Annotated in this window: 23 protein-coding genes; 16 read left to right on the top strand and 7 right to left on the bottom strand. The window is 42.3% G+C overall.

The window, feature by feature from the left end; genetic code table 11:
• Positions 1-9: 9 nt before the first annotated feature.
• Genes AAW31_RS00110 through AAW31_RS00100 form a run of 3 tightly spaced genes read left to right on the top strand, consistent with a single transcriptional unit; the run spans position 10 to position 3,364 of the window.
• Positions 10-888, top strand: coding sequence for an N-acetylneuraminate synthase family protein (locus tag AAW31_RS00110; RefSeq protein ID WP_046848689.1), 879 nt, complete (start codon positions 10-12; stop codon positions 886-888).
• Positions 888-2,066 (top strand): N-acylneuraminate cytidylyltransferase, encoded by a 1,179-nt coding sequence (locus tag AAW31_RS00105; RefSeq protein ID WP_046848688.1) that lies wholly within the window; start codon positions 888-890, stop codon positions 2,064-2,066. The genes AAW31_RS00110 and AAW31_RS00105 overlap by 1 nt, the downstream gene beginning before the upstream one ends.
• 56 nt (positions 2,067-2,122) lie before the next feature.
• A complete protein-coding gene (locus AAW31_RS00100) occupies positions 2,123-3,364 on the top strand; it encodes an O-antigen ligase family protein (RefSeq protein ID WP_046848687.1) in 1,242 nt (413 codons plus the stop codon).
• Between the two features lie 15 nt (positions 3,365-3,379).
• On the opposite strand, the gene AAW31_RS22405 is transcribed toward AAW31_RS00100, so the two are convergent.
• The 5 genes from AAW31_RS22405 to AAW31_RS00080 form a co-directional block, all read right to left on the bottom strand.
• The gene (locus AAW31_RS22405; RefSeq protein ID WP_235264429.1) at positions 3,380-3,991 is read right to left on the bottom strand and encodes a hypothetical protein; all 612 of its coding nucleotides are present in this window, start codon (positions 3,989-3,991) and stop codon (positions 3,380-3,382) included.
• On the bottom strand, positions 3,958-5,292 hold the full coding sequence (locus AAW31_RS00095) for a glycosyltransferase family 39 protein (protein WP_052751956.1): 1,335 nt from the start codon (positions 5,290-5,292) through the stop codon (positions 3,958-3,960). Before AAW31_RS00095 ends, AAW31_RS22405 begins: the two co-directional genes overlap by 34 nt.
• A gap of 297 nt (positions 5,293-5,589) precedes the next feature.
• Positions 5,590-6,156, bottom strand: coding sequence for a nitroreductase family protein (locus tag AAW31_RS00090; protein ID WP_200899671.1), 567 nt, complete (start codon positions 6,154-6,156; stop codon positions 5,590-5,592).
• 136 nt (positions 6,157-6,292) lie between these two features.
• Positions 6,293-6,916, bottom strand: a complete 624-nt coding sequence (locus AAW31_RS00085; protein WP_046848686.1) for a response regulator transcription factor — start codon at positions 6,914-6,916, stop codon at positions 6,293-6,295.
• Positions 6,913-8,409, bottom strand: a complete 1,497-nt coding sequence (locus tag AAW31_RS00080) for a PAS domain-containing sensor histidine kinase (RefSeq protein ID WP_046848685.1) — start codon at positions 8,407-8,409, stop codon at positions 6,913-6,915. The genes AAW31_RS00085 and AAW31_RS00080 overlap by 4 nt, the downstream gene beginning before the upstream one ends.
• 712 nt (positions 8,410-9,121) lie before the next feature.
• Here AAW31_RS00080 and AAW31_RS00075 point away from each other — a divergent pair.
• Positions 9,122-9,574: a CBS domain-containing protein gene (locus AAW31_RS00075; RefSeq protein ID WP_046848684.1), complete on the top strand. Its 453-nt coding sequence runs from the start codon at positions 9,122-9,124 to the stop codon at positions 9,572-9,574.
• Between the two features lie 36 nt (positions 9,575-9,610).
• A complete protein-coding gene (hpf, locus tag AAW31_RS00070) occupies positions 9,611-10,159 on the top strand; it encodes a ribosome hibernation-promoting factor, HPF/YfiA family (RefSeq protein ID WP_046848683.1) in 549 nt (182 codons plus the stop codon).
• A 387-nt stretch (positions 10,160-10,546) separates the two neighbouring features.
• Here hpf and AAW31_RS00065 read toward each other — a convergent pair whose 3' ends face one another.
• A complete protein-coding gene (locus AAW31_RS00065; protein ID WP_046848682.1) occupies positions 10,547-11,425 on the bottom strand; it encodes an IS982 family transposase in 879 nt (292 codons plus the stop codon).
• A gap of 390 nt (positions 11,426-11,815) precedes the next feature.
• Between AAW31_RS00065 and AAW31_RS00060 the strand changes: the two genes are divergently transcribed.
• The 10 genes from AAW31_RS00060 to AAW31_RS23225 all read left to right on the top strand — a co-directional run bounded on the left by AAW31_RS00060 (position 11,816) and on the right by AAW31_RS23225 (position 17,481).
• Positions 11,816-12,046, top strand: coding sequence for a hypothetical protein (locus tag AAW31_RS00060; protein WP_046848681.1), 231 nt, complete (start codon positions 11,816-11,818; stop codon positions 12,044-12,046).
• 303 nt (positions 12,047-12,349) lie between these two features.
• Positions 12,350-12,562, top strand: coding sequence for a DUF2934 domain-containing protein (locus AAW31_RS00055; RefSeq protein ID WP_046848680.1), 213 nt, complete (start codon positions 12,350-12,352; stop codon positions 12,560-12,562).
• On the top strand, positions 12,546-12,941 hold the full coding sequence (locus AAW31_RS00050; RefSeq protein WP_046848679.1) for a hypothetical protein: 396 nt from the start codon (positions 12,546-12,548) through the stop codon (positions 12,939-12,941). Before AAW31_RS00055 ends, AAW31_RS00050 begins: the two co-directional genes overlap by 17 nt.
• 37 nt (positions 12,942-12,978) lie before the next feature.
• Positions 12,979-13,230: a hypothetical protein gene (locus AAW31_RS20995; protein ID WP_158441289.1), complete on the top strand. Its 252-nt coding sequence runs from the start codon at positions 12,979-12,981 to the stop codon at positions 13,228-13,230.
• Complete coding sequence (locus AAW31_RS19325) at positions 13,197-13,529, top strand: Hsp20/alpha crystallin family protein (protein ID WP_158441287.1); 333 nt, start codon at positions 13,197-13,199, stop codon at positions 13,527-13,529. Before AAW31_RS20995 ends, AAW31_RS19325 begins: the two co-directional genes overlap by 34 nt.
• Before the next feature lie 168 nt (positions 13,530-13,697).
• Positions 13,698-14,006: a hypothetical protein gene (locus AAW31_RS00035; RefSeq protein ID WP_046848677.1), complete on the top strand. Its 309-nt coding sequence runs from the start codon at positions 13,698-13,700 to the stop codon at positions 14,004-14,006.
• 239 nt (positions 14,007-14,245) lie between these two features.
• A complete protein-coding gene (locus tag AAW31_RS00030) occupies positions 14,246-14,746 on the top strand; it encodes a hypothetical protein (protein WP_046848676.1) in 501 nt (166 codons plus the stop codon).
• A gap of 498 nt (positions 14,747-15,244) precedes the next feature.
• The gene (locus tag AAW31_RS00025; protein WP_235264425.1) at positions 15,245-15,604 is read left to right on the top strand and encodes a hypothetical protein; all 360 of its coding nucleotides are present in this window, start codon (positions 15,245-15,247) and stop codon (positions 15,602-15,604) included.
• Between the two features lie 567 nt (positions 15,605-16,171).
• Positions 16,172-17,386, top strand: coding sequence for an MFS transporter (locus tag AAW31_RS00020; protein WP_309567376.1), 1,215 nt, complete (start codon positions 16,172-16,174; stop codon positions 17,384-17,386).
• Entirely contained in the window at positions 17,353-17,481 is a 129-nt protein-coding gene (locus AAW31_RS23225) for a hypothetical protein (RefSeq protein ID WP_309567375.1), read from the top strand. Before AAW31_RS00020 ends, AAW31_RS23225 begins: the two co-directional genes overlap by 34 nt.
• A 207-nt stretch (positions 17,482-17,688) precedes the next feature.
• Here the strand turns inward: AAW31_RS23225 and AAW31_RS00015 are convergent, their stop codons facing one another.
• Positions 17,689-18,069 (bottom strand): exosortase system-associated protein, TIGR04073 family, encoded by a 381-nt coding sequence (locus AAW31_RS00015; RefSeq protein ID WP_046848674.1) that lies wholly within the window; start codon positions 18,067-18,069, stop codon positions 17,689-17,691.
• Between the two features lie 499 nt (positions 18,070-18,568).
• Here AAW31_RS00015 and AAW31_RS00005 point away from each other — a divergent pair, with 499 nt between their 5' ends.
• Positions 18,569-19,768, top strand: a complete 1,200-nt coding sequence (locus tag AAW31_RS00005) for a hypothetical protein (RefSeq protein WP_309567374.1) — start codon at positions 18,569-18,571, stop codon at positions 19,766-19,768.
• Positions 19,769-20,263 lie beyond the last annotated feature (495 nt).

The following is a 20,263-nucleotide window of genomic DNA, read 5'->3' as shown; positions in this document are numbered from 1 at the left end:
TTGATATCTATGAAAACACCCAGAGTTGTTGCTGAAATAGGCTGTAATCATAAAGGTGACATTGAGATTGCACGTGAGATGATAAAAGTCGCCGCGAGCTTTGCTCAATGCAATTTCGTCAAGTTCCAGAAACGATCGAATAAGGAGCTGCTTACGCCCGAGGAGTACCATGCACCTCACCCCAATCCACAGAATAGCTATGGGGAAACTTATGGAGCACACCGTGAATTTCTGGAATTTAATGTTGAGCAACATCAACAGTTAAAAGAGTGTTGCAAAGAGCATGATATCGGTTATTCAACTTCAGTCTGGGATCTTACTTCTGCAGAGGAAATTGCAGATCTCAATCCAGAATTCATTAAGATACCTTCAGCGTGCAATCTCAATTTAACTATGCTGGAATTCCTTGCTCGTAACTATAGCGGTGATATTCATATTTCCGCAGGAATGACAACCCCTCCTGAGCTAGAACAGATTGTGAATTTGATGGAAGCACATGATGCCGCTCATCGGGTTGTGTTATATGCTTGTACCTCAGGTTATCCCGTTCCTTTTGAGCAGGTTTGCTTGCTGGAGTTACGAACTATAGAGGAACGGTTTGGTTCTCGCGTTAAGGAAATTGGGTTTTCTGGGCATCATCTCGGAATAGCCATTGATTCTGCAGCCGTGGCATTGGGCGCATCCTGGATTGAACGGCATTTTACTCTGGATCGGACTTGGAAGGGGACTGATCATGCCGCCTCATTGGAGCCAGATGGGTTACGCAAGCTGGTACGCGATGTGCGTGCTGTATCTAACGCTTTGACATTTAAAGATACCCCTATACTGGAAATTGAGTTACCGCAGCGTAATAAGCTCAAACGTTTGCAAGGAGTTCATTTCAACTGATGCACTGGGTTGCTTTTATGCCTCTGCGTGCGAATTCGAAATCGATTCCTGATAAGAATATTCGCTCCATCGCAGGTCGGCCTCTATTCGCCTGGAGTCTGGAACAAGCGCTTACTTCACAGTGTTTTGATGAGATTTACGTTGCTACCGATTCACCAAGAATCCGAAAGAGAGTACTGGAAGAATTTCCTTCTGCTGTTAAAGTGCTGGATCGTTCGGCTGAAACGTGCACAGACACAGCGAGTACCGAAAGCGCTATGCTCGAGTTTCACCAGAAAATATCATTTGATGTGGTTAGTCTGATCCAGGCTACTTCACCGCTTACCCGTGCAGATGATTTCCGTATGGCTAAGCATAAATTTATTACTGACAATCTGGATTCTCTGCTAACTGCCGTGTCATCGAAACGTTTTTTCTGGACCCAATCAGCAATACCTATTAACTATGATCCGGCTAATCGCCCAAGACGGCAAGATTTTGAAGGATGTCTCATGGAAAATGGGGCTTTTTACTTTACACGAGCAAAACTGCTGAAAGAAACGGCCAGCCGTTTGGGCGGGCGCATCGGTATTCATGAGATGACTGCTGAAACTGCGATTGAGATTGATGATGAAGTCGACTGGGTGGTGGTGGAGCAACTTCTGCTAAGGCAAAAATTAAAATCCACCCTCGGTGCTTCACAGATTAAAGCATTCATCCTTGATGTGGACGGCACACTAACTGATGGCGGTATGTATTATGGATCGGATGGTGAGGTATTCAAGAAGTTTAATACCCGCGATGCACATGGTTTGCAATTGCTGCGTGAAAACGGCATCAAGGTCTGTGTCATGAGCTCCGAAGCTAGCCCTGCTGTTGCCGCGAGAATGAAGAAACTGAATATTGATGAATACTATCCAGGAATAAAAAATAAATTTGAAGTGCTCCAGAGTAAGGCTAAGCTCTGGCGGATGTCTTTACAAGATATCGCCTATATGGGAGACGATCTTTGTGATTTAGACTGCATAAGCAGGGTAGGCGCGGCTATCTGCCCAGCAGATGCTGTCCCAGAAATTATGCAGCGAGTTCATTATGTTTGCATCCGTCCGGCTGGACATGGTGCTGTGCGAGAAGCATGCGATCTGATCCTTGGAATCAATCTAGAGATGAACATGACTTCTCAAAAAAATCATTCTTAACAGCGACATTGGGTGTATTTCGCAGATCATCTCAAGATTAAGTATAAAAATTACTGATGCAAAATAAACTAGTCAGTTCAGCCAATCTGATACAGACTTCTTATGCATGGCACAACATATTGACAAAAGCCATGTTACTTTTTTTGGGTATTGCTTTGTGGAGCAAGTGGCTGAGCCTGCCTGCCGGTATCGTTTTGACTGTACTCTGGATTTTGGATGGTGGTTTTAACCGGTTGAGAGGAATGATCAAAGATCCTTTCGTAATGGCAATACTCATTTTATCTGGTGTGGTTGCACTCGGAACACTCTGGGGTGATTATCCTGAGTTTGGATATATAAAGTGGAGAAGATATTTTGCCTTCTTGATCTTTATTCCTTTTTTATCTTTGTTGAATAAAGAGCGCTTGCCTTGGGCAATCGGGGGATTGCTCACTGGTTATTTCGGTGTTTTACTGATGGGGTTTTATCAATGGGCAATTGTTGGAGTACAAGGAATCCCTCCTCTCAATATTAGCTATTTAAATTTTTCATTAATGCTCGGGATTGGAGTCATGCTGGCGATCTACCTGGCAAGCATAAATAGCGATAAAAAATTAAAGTCAGCACTCTGGTTTTTTGGCGGCTTCTTGTTGTTTCTTCAATTCAATCAAGATGCACGTGGGCCTCTCCTGGCAACCCTGGTGTCGACGGGTTTATTAATTCTTCTATTCTATAAAACAAACATCAGAATATTGGCTGGCATTGCATTGTCATTAATGACTGTGGTCCTTATATTTGCATTCAATAGCGCCAGCTTTCAGGGAAGGCTGATTCAAATCCTTGACGGTGTAGAGTTATACCAGCAAGGAAAATATGGCACGAGCCTTGGATATCGTCTTGCCATCTGGGATATAGGTTTGCACGGTATTATGCAAAAACCATTAACTGGGTATGGTACAGGAAAAGCAGGCAGTTATTTCGAAGATACGATAACCACTTATAAAGATGGTCGTTATAAGAATCTACCTGAATATCATAAAACAACTAACTATCACAATGATTGGATTGAAATTGGCATGCATGTCGGAGTGCTTGGCATTTTCGCGTTAGCCTTTCTTCTAAAAAGCTGGTTTCAAACGCTACGAGCTTACCAACTTCCTATCTTGGGAGTAACCCTGGTCAGTTTTGTTTTCTTATCAGGCCTAACGGACACCTTTATTCTTTATAGCAAAATTCCTACTTTACTACTTGTCATTACCGCTATTGCCATCAGCTGGCAAAAAGAAACAGGAACAATCGAACTTGAGAGCTGCCGCTAGGTTAATCTGCTATCATCAATTACCCCGATATCCTCGGGCAATTCTATAATATACCCACCGCAACGGTTTATTCTCACGCATGATTAACTGGCTCTGTATGGGGCCAGGTTGATCAAGCATATAAGTAATATCGTTACCCCAGCGGCCCTGCTCAAGATGGTTTTTCTCTATACCAACCAGTATGATCGGCCGCATGGTTGGCGGTTCCGATGGATACCAGAATTGATACATAGCGCCGCTATCACCAAACATATTACGTGAGCGAATATCCATAGGTTCTTTTCGATTGTAGAAAGACAGTGAGCTCGCAATCGGCCATTTGCTCATGCCTACGACAAGCGGTTTTTGTCCAGTTTGTTGCTGTATATTCTGAACGACTTTTTCAACTTCAATAGTTGTTTCACGCCAGAAATAGCGTTTCATGAACTCCGGATAGGGGATACCTGGAAATCCCAGTACGACATAGTGTAGTATCAATGCATAGGCAATCATGGAAATTGCGATAGTCGGGTTCCATGCTGCCTGCAGACGGCTTGCGATATTGCCTAAATGATGGGTCTGTCCCATCATCCATGCTATCGTTGGCAATACCGCTAACCATAGCGGAGCAGTCCAGTGAAAACGCATTGAATCGAACATACTAAGAACAAAAATACCGCAAATGGCGTTCCAGTGAAAACCCGCAAAAACAAGCGACGTCTTTGTGCAGATTGATCGCTATCTTGATTACCACCTGTTATGAGCGCCCATACTGCAGCAAGGAATCCAGCTGGTGTGAGTAGCACTAAAATATTAAGAAACAGAAGATGTACTGAGAATTGATCATCACCCGCTCCTTCTAGTCGTCGCCCTTGAAACAGGAATGAAGCCCAGTTATGTTCGGCATTCCAGATAAGGACCGGGGTAAATAATAATAAGGCAAGTAGGGCAGCAAGATAGGGATGAGCACGTCGGCATCCAGCGACGCGCGATGGGATCCAGGATAACAAACAATAAAGCTGCCATACCAATAAGCCAATGGTATATTTTGAGAGAAGACCGAGGCCGAATGTGATTCCCATACCCAGCCAGGCAGAACTGCGACCGGCTATTAGCGCACGTTCCATGTAATAGAGTGTGGCAGCCCAGGCTGCGATCAAGGGTGCATCTGCTGTCATCAACATGCCGGTTGCAAAGCTAAAGGGTAAGATGGCCAGTAACAACAGCGTGCGCAACCCCGTCTGTTTGTCGTAAAGGTTGCATGCTAATGCATATAGATAACCCATTGTTATCAGACTGCAAATGAATGCACTGATGCGGACCCCTAACTCATTATCACCAAAGATTGAGGTACCAAGCCAGATCAGCCATGCAACCATGGGTGGGTGATCAAAGAAGCTCAGGTCCATATGCTGAGCATATACCCAGTAGTATGCTTCGTCTGGAATTAGCTGAGCTTGAACTAAATAGATCAAGCGCAGCAGGATAGCAAACACGATAATCCCAATCGTGGCCTCACGCCAGCCTATAGCTGGAGAAGGCAGCTGCTGCAGAAGCGGAAATATATAAAATACGAGCCCCATATAACTCATCGCAGCGGTTATAACGATAATCAGAAAAATGGCCAGTGTGAGTGGTATATGCCAGACGTTAAGAAGCAAGGTTAATAAGCCGCCGCGCATCAGCAAAACCAGGATACTGACTATCGAGTAGCGACTGAATAGCTGCCATCGCAGGGAGTTTGGGTCAATTGATTGAGGCAAGCATTTCGAAAAGAATGAGTAATTTATCGAAGCAGCTATGAGAAAGCTTGTGATATGCGCTAATGAAAGACCAGCCTCACTATGCATTAGCAATAGGAAAGAACCTGCATCCACTGCCGCAGCAAGTAACCCGATAAAACAAAGCCGCCAGATTATGTTGCCAGGGAGTACATTGTTAGGATGCATATTAAATGTTGTAGATAAGGCCACCTGAGAAATTTTGCTAAAGACACCATTTAGAATTCGATTAGTTTATGTTTTGTGGATAGGATTGATAAGCAGCTTATCTCTGTTTTTTAACTGACGGGAAGCTATTTTCCAAGATTATGTATAGAGTCTTATTCCATTTCCAAATCAAAAATGACGCGAAGGCGAGCCGCAGACAGTTATCAATCATACGGCAAGGTGGAAGCTGACAAAGTCATTTTTGATTTGGAAATGGAAGAACTTGTTTAGTTTACTTGATACCAAGCAGCTAACTGGTTAGTGTGATAATGACAGGTTTCTTTCTCCGAGTAGGGGGTGTCTCCCCATTTGGGTAACCAAGAATAATCGGGACAATAATAGAAAATTTTCCGGGATATTTAATTTAACCTTGATATCTGGTGTATTTAAAGCTGTCAATGCAGCACCGATTACACAGCTCCCCAATTTCATGGCACATGCTGCCAGCATCAGATTCTCGGCTGCCAGCCAGCAATCCGCAGCTACACAAGACCCGGTTTGTTTCGAGCAAATCAGAATCAGCGTACTCGCATCGTAGAAAATATTGAAATCAGGTTCAGTAAAGGAACCAGGGGCGCGTCCTGCTATTTGAAGTTCTCCAGCAAACAGAGGTTTGGCATAATCTGAAATATCTTTTAATAGCTCTTTATCGCGAATAATGGCAAATGTCCATGGTTCCTCATGTAATGCTGTAGGACCATGTATGGCGGCTTCTAGCAAGATGTGTATAGCGCCCAAGTCAACTACTCGCTCAGTGTAATTACGAACACAACGCCTAGCTAGAATGGCCTCAAAAACAGTCATTTCAACCTGTGTTTCTTGCATAGCCAACTCCTATTGCAAATCTTATTTTGGTTACCGTATCAAGAATCGATGCGAGAGGCTATCCGTATAAATACGTATATATCTTTTGCTGCTTACTGTAGCGGTGACGTTGAGTTAACGCTGGCAAAGCACAGCATTATGTTGAGGTGTTTAATCCACTTTCATAGGCAATACGTGCAAGATCAAGCAAATTGATTGCGCCTGTCTTGTGCATGATATTGGATCGGTGAATTTCTACCGTGCGAAAGCTGATACCGAGACGAGATGCAATCTCCTTGTTGTGGTATCCCTGAATAGCAATCATCATAACTTCATGCTCACGTTTCGTGAGACTTGCCAAGCGTGATAGCGCATCCTGGTTATGTTTATTCGCTTCTATTAGCTTTTCACTTTCCAGAAAAGCTGATTGAACGGAGGCAAGAAGTTTTACGCGGGTAATGGGTTTGGTGAGAAAATCGATTGCACCCGCTTTGATTGCTCTGACACTCATAGGAATATCACCATGCCCAGTAAGAAATATAATGGGCATTATGTTTTTATAATTTAAGAGTTTTTCCTGAAGCTGCAAGCCACCTATTCCGGGCATGCGTACATCAAGAATAATACAACCTTTGTGACCAGGTTGATAAGCATTAAGAAAGGTTTCAGCATTTTCAAAAGTTTGCACAAAGATTCCTTCCTGCTTGAGTAGAAGAGCCAAAGAATCTCTTACTGCTGGCTCATCATCCACGATAAAAACAATGAAGTGTTGAGAGATCATGATGCAAAAGGTAGTGTGAAGTTAAATTTGGCACCCTCCTTGGTATCAGGATCAAGCCAGAGTTGACCGCCATTAGCCTCAATGAGGGCGCGACTGATCGACAATCCCATGCCGATCCCGGTTGGTTTTGTTGTGAAGAAAGGATCAAAAATATACCGGACTATTTCTTGATCAATACCAGGGCCAATATTAAGTACTGAGACCATGGCTAAGTTTTTTTCGTTCAATATGCTGATGGCAATCGTAATTGCAGGAGATGAGATATTCGCTGCGCGCATTGATTCCACAGCATTTATCAATAGATTTACCAGGGTTTTTTGTATATGAAGACGATTGGCAAGCACTGCAGGGAGATTAGATTCCAAATGTAATACGTGATGAAAATCGTTATAGCCCTCGCTGTGAGCAATTTTTAAAGCATCCGTTACCACTTCATTCAGACTGAGTTTTTCAGTAACCAATTCTCCTTTTTGCAGAAAGGCAACCAGTTCGTGCAGTCTGCAACCAGCATGCTGAGATTGTTTGACACAGTTTTCAAGCATCTGTCTTACTTCGTCGATATTGAAAGCCTCACTTTCCATTGCACGCAATGTGACCTCACTGTATGCAGAGATTGCAGTAAGCGGTTGATTTAGCTCATGGGCAATGGCAGAAGCCGTATGAATCGCTACTTGCTGCTTAAAAAGTACTTCTGATTCAGCACGCTGCATTTGAAGTTCTTTCTCGAGTGTTTTGCGTTTAGTGATATCGCGAGCCATGCCGACAAGGCGATTTGCACGTCTTATTTCAAAGTGCACTTGCCCAGTTATGGTGATCCAACGCTCAAATCCATCAGCAGCATTAATAACACGAAATTCTGCAAGGTAGTGGCCATCACCAGCAGGATCCATGGCTTTCTCAAAAGCGGCTTGGTGAGTGGCATAATCTTTGGGATGAATCGCACGGATAAACTTATCATAAGTCATGATTTCCCCAGTTGCGCAACCCCAGAGCTCGCGCATCCGTTTATCAATGTGTATGACGTTGTTTTCGAAATCGATATCAAGAACACCCAATGCTGCTGCTTGTTTGGCTAGCCACAACCGTTCTTCACTAACTTTCAGTGCGACTTCTGCCTGACGACGTCGATCACTGATATTCAGCGTGATCAAAATATAAAGTTGATCGTGGGCTGTCAGGGGATTCAGGCCAATATTTACCTTCAGCTCCTGTTTGTCATGAGTTAAGACAACCAGTGTTCTATCATTTCCTATGTCGCGTTCCCATGGCTTGCCGAGATAAACTTCTCGGTAGTACTGATAAAGATCCCGATAGTGAGGAGATATGAGTTCTTCGATCGCGAGACCGCAAAGTTCATGATCTACATAACCGAATAGTTGTTGCGCGGCCACATTTGTTAGCACAATGCGATCCGAGTCATCGATTAACAATATAGCATCTGATACTGCATTGAGCAGTGTTTGAAAGCTTAGCCCTGTAAATGAGTCAATCATCAATCACAGTATATTTAAAAATTATTTGTATCTTGGATAAGCTACAGTCTACGACAAAAAAACAGCTTTCGTCTATCAATCAATACCATAATAAGAAAATATTTATACGTATTTGTACGTATTTAACCCTTTCTTTTTTTTCGATACATTATCACTGGTAGTAAGCTTTACGAATTTAGAGTTATTATTAAGTTTAAAAAGTTGAATATATATGAATGCAGATGAAATGTGTGATAGCTGTGATAATCGGAAGCTAAATCACTTTCTTAAGCTTTTATTATGTTATAAAGGAGAAGGAAATGAAGTATATATGTTGTTGCCTTCGTATCTTTGGCTCTTGCCGCTTGTAGTGAACCAAAGCAAGAGAAATCTTCTCCTGGCGCTGAAATAGAAAATAAAGCGGCCGCAGAGAGAACTAAGCCTGCTCTGCTGAATCATTTGCTCCTCAAACAAAAACTGACACTGAAAAGATGGAAGAATTAGAGGAACAATCTATTCCTGCTGACACTGAAGATCCGTTGCTTCCACACGCTAAATAAGCAGCATATATTGCTTCAATCTAATTAGAAAATTAATCAGTCTCCGCATAACTGACCTTTTTGGGGAATTTGGTTTTTTTAAGTCATTGATTTTATGAGTTACACATACAGCGAAACCCTCTAGAAACACAGTTATGCAGAGGTTTCTTAATTATAGACAAGAGGTGAATAGAATGCCTATAGGTGAAATTTGTAAACGTGAAGTCGTCGTTGCTCAACGTGATGATACTGTATTACAGGCAGCTAAGCTGATGCGCCAGCACCATGTTGGAGATGTGCTGGTGGTCGATGACGAGGGAGAAGGAAAGCGCGTGCCGGTCGGTATAGTGACTGACCGCGATTTGGTCATGGAAGTTATTGCACCAGAACTCGATACAAATGTTATCACTGTTGGTGATATTATGGTCTCTGATTTTGCTAGCGTAAAGGAAAATACGGGTGTATTTGAATCAATTCAATATATGCGTGTCAAGGGGGTACGTCGTTTGCCAGTAGTAGATGATAATAATATGCTGATCGGTATTGTTACGCTCGATGACTTATTAGGGTTACTGTCTGAGGAACTCGATGCACTCGTAAAGCTCATGGCACACGAGCAGCAAAAGGAAGCGGGTATTCGCCGCTAGTAATTAAAGATCAACTATGGAAGGAGAACAATAATTATGCAAAGCCCACTACAAATTACCATACGCGATATATCTTCTTCCGATGCACTAGAAGCGCATATTCGCGACAAAGTGGAAAAGCTCGAAAACTTTTTTGATCGCATTGTTTCCTGCCATGTAGTAGTTGAAATGCCGCATAAGCATCATCATCAAGGGAAAGAGTTCAATGTCCGCATCAATATCGGTGTGCCCGGCAACGATATTGTGGTTAACCGCGATCATCACGAAGATCCCTATGTCGCCTTGCGCGAGGCTTTCGACGCTGCCAAGCGTCAGCTTGAGGATCATGCACGTCGAATGCAGCTTAAAACCAAAGCACACGCTGCTGATCAGATTGGACACGTTGCGCGTATCTTTTATGAAGAAGGTTATGGTTTTATTAGAGGACAGGATAGCGTGGAACGTTATTTTCATCGCGATAATGTCATTGATCCAAGCTTTGAGCTCTTGCAGGAAGGGGATGAAGTCAAGTTCATCGAGGAGCTAGGAGCCGAAACTCCACAAGCCAAGCGGGTGAGTGCTGGTAAGCATCACTTGCCGGAGTGAGTAGGGGTGAGTGTTATTTGTACACTATCTTATGCCTCGAACGCTGATGCTTACTGATACTGTTCTGATGAAGTTACGGCAGCTAAGTCCTCATGTATTTTGGTTTGGTAGAGATTTATGCTGCTTGATTCTGCTTTGGCTCTATTTTATGGGTACCTCTAAAAATTCATATTTGCGAGCATCCACTTCACAAATTACCTGCTTACCCCCATTTCATCACAATACTTCGTTGTCCATAAAATGTTTCCTTATTCTATTTCCACATCAAAAATGACAGGAAGGCGAGGCGCAGACAGTATCCATCATACGGCAAGGTGAAGCCGACAAAGTCAGTTTTGATTTAGAAATGGAATTAGATATTCTAACGTGAGTTCGACATAAGAATCATCAAATCACGACTGGAAGAGCTTGAGGGAGCCTGATATTAAGTGAGGGTTTCTTCTCGCGAAAGGTGTAAGCCACCAATCCGGCTATCAGATTAACAAAAAAGTTAACTGGGCTGCGATGGCGGGAGTGCTCGATTTGCGAGATATTCTTCAATGGGTCATTGACGCTCTCAATGATCGAACGTTTACGTAGCAGCAGCTTGTCAAACAACGGCAACAGCTTGTTTTTCATGTTCTTGCGTACTTTGGTGATGAGCTGCACGCCTTGCTCGCGGAGTTGCTCAAAGAGTGATTGCGAAATGTAGCCCCGGTCACCGAAGAGTTTGCCAAACAAGGAGCGCGTCACCTCTGGTACCGGGTCACGGTCATCCACATTGCCCGCCGTTATTTTTACCCCTGGCAATTCTCCCTGGTCATTAATGACCAGGTGCAGCTTGAATCCATAAAACCAACCCATGCTGGCCTTTCCCCGGGCAGCAAACCCTGCCATTACTTGATGAGACCCAATACGGCGATTATGGCACACACTAATCTTAGTCGAATCAATGAAACTGATCCCACTACATTGCCCAAAGCGACTGGTCAGAAAACAGCACAAAGGCACCAGGCTACCTTGCAACAGCTCCACAAAGCGGTGGTAACTCACCAACCCTGGAAAATAATCGCGCTGATACCTCAACACGTAATTCAGGTAATAGTGTTTAAACGTCCGGTACCCGGATAGATGAAACCCGACCATGATGGTCATGATTTCGCTTAGACACAGCGCTCCTTGCCGCCGACGCTGTTTCAGCGATGACTCTAATAAGTGCTGCTCCCATTGCGGCTCAAACTCTTTACAAAATTCGTCACTCTCACAAAAAATCGTTGTAGTATCCATGGAAATCTGACTCCTCTCATGATGAAATTCTTTTGCAAAACCATTTCATCATAAGGAATTCAGGTTTCTTTTACAGCTTTTCTTATGTCGAACTCACGTTATTCTAGATATTCTCCCTCCATTCCTTGCACCGCCTGAACAGCAACACAAACACATCCGCAATCTTAGCTTGCTACGCTGTTCTGGCAAGTGAATCTCGAGGATTTTTGGTTAACCTTTCCCTGAAACCAAGTCCGGTAAATTCCATACGCAACCACCACTATGCTACCCTACCAAATCACCGGTCATGGATGGTTAGGCGCAAAGATGCTATGAATTTGAATTGATAGGGAAAGCTTCTTCCGCAGCGCCATTTCCGCCTTGCCGAGGCGACAGTACCACCCGCTAAGGGTGCTTACCGCTCATGGTATTGCTTTTTCCATCACCTATACGCGTGCTCTGCACATCGGTGATGACTCGATTGCAAATTTGTGCCGCGTCGGTCTTGCCCGCTTGCATAGCGCTTGCGTCGCGGCTTCAGGCAGCGATAGGTTGCAGGTTGCCACTCATCACCCCTGCCAGTTTGTCTGCATAAAAGTATTGATGGATAGTTTCATGGTTGATGAACAATTTATCTTCTAGTTCAAGTCGGTCTGATGCCTATCCATATTCTGTCGAATCATCTTATCCACCCTATTCCGGTCTTCTCGACCAAATAGCCTGGCTTTGGCTTCCTTATTTACAATTTATTTAATGATGGGCAGTTTATTGCGCAGAATCAAAGAAAATCGGGAAAAAGCCGTTCTGCTGAATGATCTACGTGTTTATACGTATTTAATCATCTTCTGTTTTTCGATAAATTGATGATTACGGTTTTTATACCGTCACGAAAGATTATATAAATTTTTTGCTCAATTAATTTATTGATTAAACAAGGAGGCAAAGATGGAACCTACTAAACCACTTACCAAGAATACCAGGAAAAAAGTAACGGTTACAGGTAACGAATCTAATGGCGAGCATATGCAGGAAAACCGCAATTCTCGTATCGCTATTGCAGCTTATTACAAAGCACAGGAAAGAGGATTCCAACCCGGACATGAACTGGATGATTGGCTGACTGCTGAAGTGGAGGTGAATAATGAGTATTACCAGTAAGGCACTACTGAGAAATAATTTTACTGCTAAGGCAGAGATTAACGAAAGCGAGTATGTAGTTTTGATACTTTCTGAAGACGGCATCATTCGTGATTGCAACAAGGCGGGCGCGGATTTATTGGGAGGATGGCCCAAGAATTTGCCAAAACTACATATTTCCAGATTATTGCCAAAGCTGGCAGAGATCGATTTGCTAAAAGGAGAACAGGCTAATCCCTATCTACGTTTTCTTTCACGCATAGGACACCATTTTGAAGTGGTGAGTATGAGTGGAGTACATTTCGCAGGAAAGCTTTTTTTCAGCGATATGAAAGATTGTGGTTCACACCGGATGATTATCATGATCTACCCTGTTTATCAAGAACATACCTTGCATTGAAAAAAAACAGAATTTTTTAACCCGGAATAGGAGAATCATGATGGCAGAAGAAAATAAAGAGAATATTCCAGTCTCTACAAATAAAGAAGCAGCAAAAAAAGAAGCAACAAAAGGTGAAGTATCTGCTATGCGACCAGCCACTGATATAGAACGTTCTTTTACTGAGATGGAACGCGCTTTTGATCGCTTCTTTCGGCGTGGCTGGCCGTCATTATGGCGATGGGAGGGGTCCCGGCATGGGATAACCCGTTTGAATTGGAAGCTTCACATTCACCGAAGCTGGATGTGATCGATCGAGATAATGAAATTCTGGTTCGTGCTGAAATCCCTGGTATAGAGAAGGAAGACCTGAATATTTCTCTTACCGGCAATTTGCTCACGATCAAAGGTCAATGTGCTAGCGATGTAAAAGAAGAGAAAGGTGATTATCATAGACGCGAAATTTCCAATTTTTCATTCTCTCGTTCAGTTGCATTGCCAGGAGAAGTGGATACTGCCAAAACGACTGCATCTTTGAAAAGTGGGATTCTAGAAATTACTTTGCCAAAAGCTGAATCTTCAAAGCGACGTAGTATTACTGTGCAGTAATGACTGAGAGGTACATGAAACTTACATTCACGTATATCGAATATAAGTTTTAACCCATTATCTGCCTCATTATGCTTAATAGTGCTGTAATGAACAAAAAACTATCATCCTTTGAAAGGTTGTGTGATTGGAGTCCTATTTTCAACTAACCCATTCAAGGAGTTGATTATGAAACAGGAAATATTAATCCCTTCTACTGTGATAAGTATAATCTCGTTGAGTATTGGATTATTTATATTATCGCTTGATCGCATGCAATCGATAGAAGATATTCAAGCACAAAATGAGAAACAGATTATTGAAAATCAACTTATGACGCAGCAGGGATGGCAAACGTCTCGCGATCATGCACATCCAACAGAAGCTTCAAAAAAGCAAGAACAACTTAGGAAGGAACTTCACCTGCGCATGAAAGAGCATGCAATGAAATATCAGCTTCCTAACGATCGATTCAGGAAAGGGGGAGTATGGATGTAGTCGTCATATTGAATCATCAGGATTCTGATGAGAATAGTTTAGATATCAGCAAATGCCTTGGTTATTAATCTAATTTAAGAGTTGATAGCGTAGTCTGTAAAAATAGTCAGCTAATTCTCTTCCGTGATGGAATTAAAAATTGAGGGGTATAAACTTATTGAAAGGTTGCTACCTTGTATGATGAATAGTGTATGGATTAACCTTGTTATAGTATTTGCTATCACTAAAAGGAAAACATTATGATCCGTAATCCTATTGATGTTGCTAGCCGTGTTAGTCCCGGTTTGTCTGCGTTGATTGAAAGCCGGCTCAATGAGGCAGACACTGATCAACCGATAACACTTGCTAGCGTTCGTGCTCTTCTCGTAGGTTTGTTGCCTCCAGCATTTACTGAGACAGAGAACCTGCATCATTTTGATGTGAATGAATCATTACTTGATGAGTTAGATGCACTGATTGAGGAATTTGGTGAAACAGCCTTAGCCATTGACTTTGTGCAAGATATTGCTAGCGAACCGCTTTCTCGAGTGATCGAAGCGGTTATGTATAATGAGAATCGGCGGGCTCCGCCAACGCTTGGCGCTGTAAAAGAAGCTATTTTCTCGGGTTTGATCGCTAGTTTAGTCGGTGATGGCGCGTTGGATGAAGATGAAGACGACGCGCTGCTTGCAGAGATTGATACGCTGATTGCTCGATATGGTGAAGAAGCGCTCGCAGAGAATTTTTTACGGTATGAGTAACAAGCGTTCTGAAATAGTTGCTTCCCTATTTTTAATATTAAATTATGCCCTCACTCATCTCCTCTATATGGTATAGAGATACCTTAGGGATGACTAAAAGAAATTTTTCATTCCAATTACTTGCAACGATATCTTAAAATAATTTAACAAGCTGTTGAAAAACACTCTATGTTGTCGCTGTCATTTTAACAATAAACTGAAAATATTTATTTATCAGATACAAACTCCGCTTTTTCTCCTACTCTTGTCTATCATCAGCTGCCTCGAATACATTTTAAACAGCGTGTTAATAAGATTAATTTTCTTTCTAGACTAAATTTTTTAGTCAGAAAATGAACCTTAGTGAAAATTTCAAATCGGATTATTAATTGGTGATGGTTTATTTTTTCTGGTTTTTCTGGTTTTCTGAAAATGTATCTCGACAAAATTCATTCCCTACAAACAGGCGTTAGTCTTGAAGTCTCAACAATAGCTTTGCGTGCCCTAATTAGAGATGCCATGGTGGGTCAACGAATTACTGAACTTGCCAAGATTTGTGGACCGATGGATCTTTACGATTATCTCTCCGTTGTTGTCTACAAAGGTGCTGAAGGTTTGATCTGCAGGCGTCATGCTTGGGTTGATGAAATCAAGCATGACCTGCTTGCAGGACGCCCGGTTTCTTTTAGGGGTTTCGACAAACTATTCTGGCGTACTCTCGATGAAGAAGATCCTGATGGCGACGAATGGTATCGATTGACTTCTGGAGAAGAGTTCCTGTCTCAATTAATCTCTTTACTCGGTATTCTACGTTCGGCTAATCGAAGATTGCTACAGAAAGTGGATGTTTTACCTGATCTAAAGATCGGATGGGCCTAAGGGCTTTTCTCATTTGAGCTAATCAGTTGCAGCGGGGAATGTGGTATATATTTTTCCATTCCTCTCTGTAATGTTCAGATATGTATTTCCAGATTGTGAGAACCTACTCAACATCTTCCGGTTCCACTTCATGCCTATTGCCGTGAATATCAGCTTGCGCAGATATATAAATTTACTCATTAACTGGCTTGCCATCAGGCCGGAATTGACGAAATATCCAGTATAAGAAAAGCAATAGTAATGGAAGTACTGATTCCATTTCTAAATCAAAACTGACTTTGTCAGCTTCACCTTGCCGTATTATTTATACTGTCTACGGCTCGCCATTGTGTCTTTTTTAATTTGGGATTGAAATAAGAAGATAGTTTCTATAGCTATTGGTATTTCTGCATTTTAAAACCTATCCGGAGCCATGGTGATACCGAACTTCGTGATAGAAAATTGTGATAACGTATGGCTGAAGCTGCCGTTTTATTAAATAATTTTCACTCTGGCAGCAAGCTTTGCCAAAATTCTTATAAAAAATCCATATGCTCTCAATCAGAAAATAATGATATTGGCTGTAACATGAATCCGAAGAAAGAACTACCATATTTTACTGAGGGTGTAAGTCGGCGCGAAGTTTGGTCCTGGGCAATGTTCGATTTTGCCAATTCAGGCTATACCACTGTCGTTATTACTGCCATTTTTAATGCCTACTTTGTAGCGGTCGTGGCTGATAATCAGGATTGGGGTACATTTGCATGGACAGCATCATTAGCAGTTTCTTATATCCTTATTATTCTAACTGCACCAGCGCTCGGTGCTTATGCAGATATTTACGCCATGAAGAAGCGCTTATTATTGCTGACAACTATCGGTTGTGTCTTATTTACTGCATTACTTTATTTTGTCGGACCGGGTGATTTGTGGTTAGCAATTCTCTTTATTATTCTCACCAACTTTTTCTTTGGGAGTGGTGAAAATTTGATAGCTGCTTTTTTGCCTGAGTTAGCACGAAGCGATGCGCTAGGGAAAGTATCTGGCTGGGGATGGAGTCTTGGTTATATGGGTGGTTTATTCACCTTGGGTTGCTCCCTTGCGTATGTGACATGGGCGCAAGGGAAAGGGCAAGAAGCCGATCAATTCGTGCCAGTGACCATGCTCATAACTGCACTCATTTTCGCTATTGCTTGTATTCCTACTTTTCTTTACTTGAAAGAACGAGCGCTGCCGCAGTTGCATCAAACGAGTGATCATATCATCCGGGGAGCTTTTGCACGATTGGGCAATACGCTCAAGCATGTACACCATTACCAAGATCTGGTGCGCTTTCTTGTCTGCCTTGTTTTTTATCAAGCGGGCATTCAAGCAGTGATTGCATTGGCAGCAATTTATGCCCAGCAAGCGATGGGATTTAACACTACAGACACGATCTTATTGGTCCTGCTAGTGAATATTACTGCTGCAATAGGGGCATTTATTTTTGGTAACTTGCAGGATAAATTAGGTCATGTTCCTACTATCGCACTTACGCTCATTGGTTGGATCATTATGATTTTATTGGCATGGATGGCTAAAAGCTCTGCCATGTTCTGGTTAGCCGCCAATATTGCTGGTTTGTGCTTAGGTGCATCTCAATCTGCCGCGCGGGCATTGGTTGGAGTATTCAGTCCTTCTTCTCGACGGGCCGAATTCTTTGGGCTATGGGGATTGGCGGTAAAGCTGTCCTCTATCCTGGGCCGATCACTTATGGTCTGGTTAGCTGGATGTCACGTGGTGATCATCGTCTTGCTATGCTGATTACGGGTGGTTATTTTCTTATTGGTTTGGTGATTTTAATGCGGGTGGATGTGCAAAGGGGACAACAAGCGGCATTGTATGATCCTGAGAAATAAAGCATAAAGAAGGTGATAGGCTTCTTTAGAAGCCCTCAAAGTTCTTCACAATCGATCAGGTTTATGCAGAGTTAATCAATGCTTTCATGAAAGGAAGACATTTCCGATTTGGTCTTGTAACTCTTTTCATATTTAACAGATCGTGAAAAATAGCCATAATCATTACTTTATTTCAACGATCTGTTGAATTTTCAATCAGCTTAATACTTATCCATAAGTGGTTTCTTTATGGAAATCTTGCCAGATATAGGGTGGGGAAACAACTGGAGGGGTAGGAATGAAAAATGTAACAGCGTCCAATGCACCCAGTACTGTACGGCCAACTGTGTGGATAAGGCCGGTGAGCAACCCGACTGTTAAACCATAAGGCGCGCCATCGCGTTGGCTAGTCAAGATGACTGTTTTGGGAAGCTCCACCCAACCGGTCGCTGTATTAACAAGCCCATTCATCAGTTTTTCACCTGCCATGGTTGGGTAATTCTTCTCCATTTTTTCACCATACATGGTATAGCTTTGTGCCATTGCTGTTTGAGAGACTAAAAAGAATAATACAGTGAGTGATAAAAGTAGTGTTACGAGTTTTTTCATTGCTTCTCCTACGATGTGCAGTATTGAAAATTTGGTAAAACTTATACTAATTCAAATTCTTATCAAGAATATGAATATATTGAAAATGTGCAATCAATCTAGCCTATTTTCATTGCATTGAAAACCCTAATATAAATTAATGCTGCTACTAAGTCACCGCTCTTCCAATAAATCAAAGTTAACTTTAGCTTGATAAAAAATAAATATAGGGTGTCTCTAAAAATTGAGAGTTCTAAACAAGACAAGGCGAGCAAAAAAAAATGTTGACGCAGCTTATCACTAATAGGTAAGGAAGCATTTTTTGTGAACCACGAAGTATGGTGACGAAACGGGTAGGCAGACAATCCGAGAAGCGGATGCTCGCAAATATAAATTTTTAGAGGTGACCTATCGTCTGATTTCATAAGAATACTAACAATACAATACATTGCTTCGATTGCGTTGTTTCCGAGTTGCTTGCAAAATGCAAAATTTGAACCGCTAGCCGTACGCATCGATCATGGAACAACTTATTTGCCGTTTGTCATTGTGTATTTTACTTATTTCTACCCTTTCTGCTTGTTTGTCGCCTATTACGCTCAACCGCGCAGTGATGGCATATGATGAAGCAGTTGTCAATGCGGATGCCAAGCAGCTACTCGTTAATATTGCCCGGGCTCGACATCATCAGCCTCTTCATTTCACCCGAGTTTCGGCTATTGCGGCTACTTTCAATTTCAGTGCGAATGCGGGCGCTTCTCCAGCACTAACAGGCGCTCAGGGTGGCATGTTGGTGCCGATATTTGGTGGTGGTGTTTCAGAAAACCCTACTTTCAGTATTGAGCCAATTGCAGGTGAAGAATTTACTCAACGACTCCTTGCTCCGTTCAGTCAACACAAATTTACGCTGTTGCTTCGGCAGCATTTTGATGTAGATCTGATGCTGCGGATGATGGCGCAGGAAGTTACGCTACTAAATCTTCCTGCTATCCAGCTTGCCAAGGAGCACGAGGACCGTGTTCGCTTGCCGCAGCAAAGATATTCTCAAAAGATTACTTATTATAACAGCCCATCAGATCGAGAGGGCTACGAGATGTTTCGTCGTGTAGCGCTCCATTTTTCAGCCATTCAGGATCAGAAGCAATTATATGCAGAGCCGCTGACGTTTGAGCGAAGCTGGACTATTCCTGCAGGCGCTGTTTCAGCAGAAGGGTTTCAGTCTTTGCAAAAAGAATTTACTGTCCGCTACAACCAGGAGGAGAGTACGTATACGCTTAGCAAGCAAGTGTCGGGACCTATTCTTATAACTAACTATGATCCTGATACACTGCGTGTTAAAGAAGTTGAAGATTTGTATAGTTTGGCAAATTCTTTGATAGATAACGATGTTATCTTTGATATCCGCTCAGGCTATGTCGGGGGAGAATGGCCCCTTAGAGGTTCTTTCCGGTTAAGAAGCTTTCATGCGATTCTCAATTTTCTCGGTCACTCACTTGGGGAAGAATCAGAGTATCATGTAGAAAAAGACTCACGTACTCCTCCTATTCTCAGAGATGAAAATCCTATTAATATTATGGAGATTCTCGTGTCAAATAAGCCTGTTCCTAATACTGAGCTATCGGCCACTTGGATGGCCAATATTATGCAATTAATACCTACGGACCAGATGCACACTGGAATCAGAATGCTTTCCAATTGCTTTATATTCTGTTTCGATTGACTGTTACTGAAGCAAAATCTCTCGCTTTGCCTATTACTATTGCCAAGTGATCATTTCTTTCCAGGTTTTTATTTGCTTTTTTACTGACGGAGTACATGACAAAATTAAGATTAATTTTAGGTAGAGTAATTTATAAGAAACCTACACGCGGTTTTTAACGTGGTCTGGCCGCATAAGTCATCAAGCAGAGGTCGGGCATGGAGCAACTATAACATTCTCTCCCGCAATGCAGTCATGCCCGAAGGCAGAGCATGAATAAAAAGACGACTAAAGCATATTACAACATGTAAACAATTGAATAACCGAAATAGAGTGTGACCCATGCCCGCTTGTTGGCTGTTGGTGGGATAGGGGCTTAGCAAGAATATGTTTTGTCGGAGGTAAAATTTTTTTGCATTTACAGATGGAAATGCTTATAGAGTTTTTAGGATGATTATTTAAAAAAGCCACCAAGGTAAAAGGCTTTTGTAACCTATTAATTAATGATACTTTTTC

The organism is Nitrosomonas communis, assembly GCF_001007935.1.
Taxonomy (GTDB): Bacteria; Pseudomonadota; Gammaproteobacteria; order Burkholderiales; family Nitrosomonadaceae; genus Nitrosomonas; species Nitrosomonas communis.
The sequence above is the reverse complement of the archived record's forward strand: the minus strand, read 5'-3'. Positions and strand labels throughout refer to the sequence as shown.

What these genes read in the sequence shown, in the direction of transcription:
- AAW31_RS00110 (WP_046848689.1), top strand. Translation starts at nt 10, where the DNA reads ATGAAAACACCCAGAGTTGTTGCTGAAATAGGCTGTAATCATAAAGGT.
- AAW31_RS00105 (WP_046848688.1), top strand. Translation starts at nt 888, where the DNA reads ATGCACTGGGTTGCTTTTATGCCTCTGCGTGCGAATTCGAAATCGATT.
- AAW31_RS00100 (WP_046848687.1), top strand. Translation starts at nt 2,123, where the DNA reads ATGCAAAATAAACTAGTCAGTTCAGCCAATCTGATACAGACTTCTTAT.
- AAW31_RS22405 (WP_235264429.1), bottom strand. Translation starts at nt 3,991, where the DNA reads ATGCGTTTTCACTGGACTGCTCCGCTATGGTTAGCGGTATTGCCAACG.
- AAW31_RS00095 (WP_052751956.1), bottom strand. Translation starts at nt 5,292, where the DNA reads ATGCATCCTAACAATGTACTCCCTGGCAACATAATCTGGCGGCTTTGT.
- AAW31_RS00090 (WP_200899671.1), bottom strand. Translation starts at nt 6,156, where the DNA reads ATGCAAGAAACACAGGTTGAAATGACTGTTTTTGAGGCCATTCTAGCT.
- AAW31_RS00085 (WP_046848686.1), bottom strand. Translation starts at nt 6,916, where the DNA reads ATGATCTCTCAACACTTCATTGTTTTTATCGTGGATGATGAGCCAGCA.
- AAW31_RS00080 (WP_046848685.1), bottom strand. Translation starts at nt 8,409, where the DNA reads ATGATTGACTCATTTACAGGGCTAAGCTTTCAAACACTGCTCAATGCA.
- AAW31_RS00075 (WP_046848684.1), top strand. Translation starts at nt 9,122, where the DNA reads ATGCCTATAGGTGAAATTTGTAAACGTGAAGTCGTCGTTGCTCAACGT.
- hpf (WP_046848683.1), top strand. Translation starts at nt 9,611, where the DNA reads ATGCAAAGCCCACTACAAATTACCATACGCGATATATCTTCTTCCGAT.
- AAW31_RS00065 (WP_046848682.1), bottom strand. Translation starts at nt 11,425, where the DNA reads ATGGATACTACAACGATTTTTTGTGAGAGTGACGAATTTTGTAAAGAG.
- AAW31_RS00055 (WP_046848680.1), top strand. Translation starts at nt 12,350, where the DNA reads ATGGAACCTACTAAACCACTTACCAAGAATACCAGGAAAAAAGTAACG.
- AAW31_RS00050 (WP_046848679.1), top strand. Translation starts at nt 12,546, where the DNA reads ATGAGTATTACCAGTAAGGCACTACTGAGAAATAATTTTACTGCTAAG.
- AAW31_RS20995 (WP_158441289.1), top strand. Translation starts at nt 12,979, where the DNA reads ATGATGGCAGAAGAAAATAAAGAGAATATTCCAGTCTCTACAAATAAA.
- AAW31_RS00035 (WP_046848677.1), top strand. Translation starts at nt 13,698, where the DNA reads ATGAAACAGGAAATATTAATCCCTTCTACTGTGATAAGTATAATCTCG.
- AAW31_RS00030 (WP_046848676.1), top strand. Translation starts at nt 14,246, where the DNA reads ATGATCCGTAATCCTATTGATGTTGCTAGCCGTGTTAGTCCCGGTTTG.
- AAW31_RS00025 (WP_235264425.1), top strand. Translation starts at nt 15,245, where the DNA reads ATGGTGGGTCAACGAATTACTGAACTTGCCAAGATTTGTGGACCGATG.
- AAW31_RS00020 (WP_309567376.1), top strand. Translation starts at nt 16,172, where the DNA reads ATGAATCCGAAGAAAGAACTACCATATTTTACTGAGGGTGTAAGTCGG.
- AAW31_RS23225 (WP_309567375.1), top strand. Translation starts at nt 17,353, where the DNA reads ATGTCACGTGGTGATCATCGTCTTGCTATGCTGATTACGGGTGGTTAT.
- AAW31_RS00015 (WP_046848674.1), bottom strand. Translation starts at nt 18,069, where the DNA reads ATGAAAAAACTCGTAACACTACTTTTATCACTCACTGTATTATTCTTT.
- AAW31_RS00005 (WP_309567374.1), top strand. Translation starts at nt 18,569, where the DNA reads ATGGAACAACTTATTTGCCGTTTGTCATTGTGTATTTTACTTATTTCT.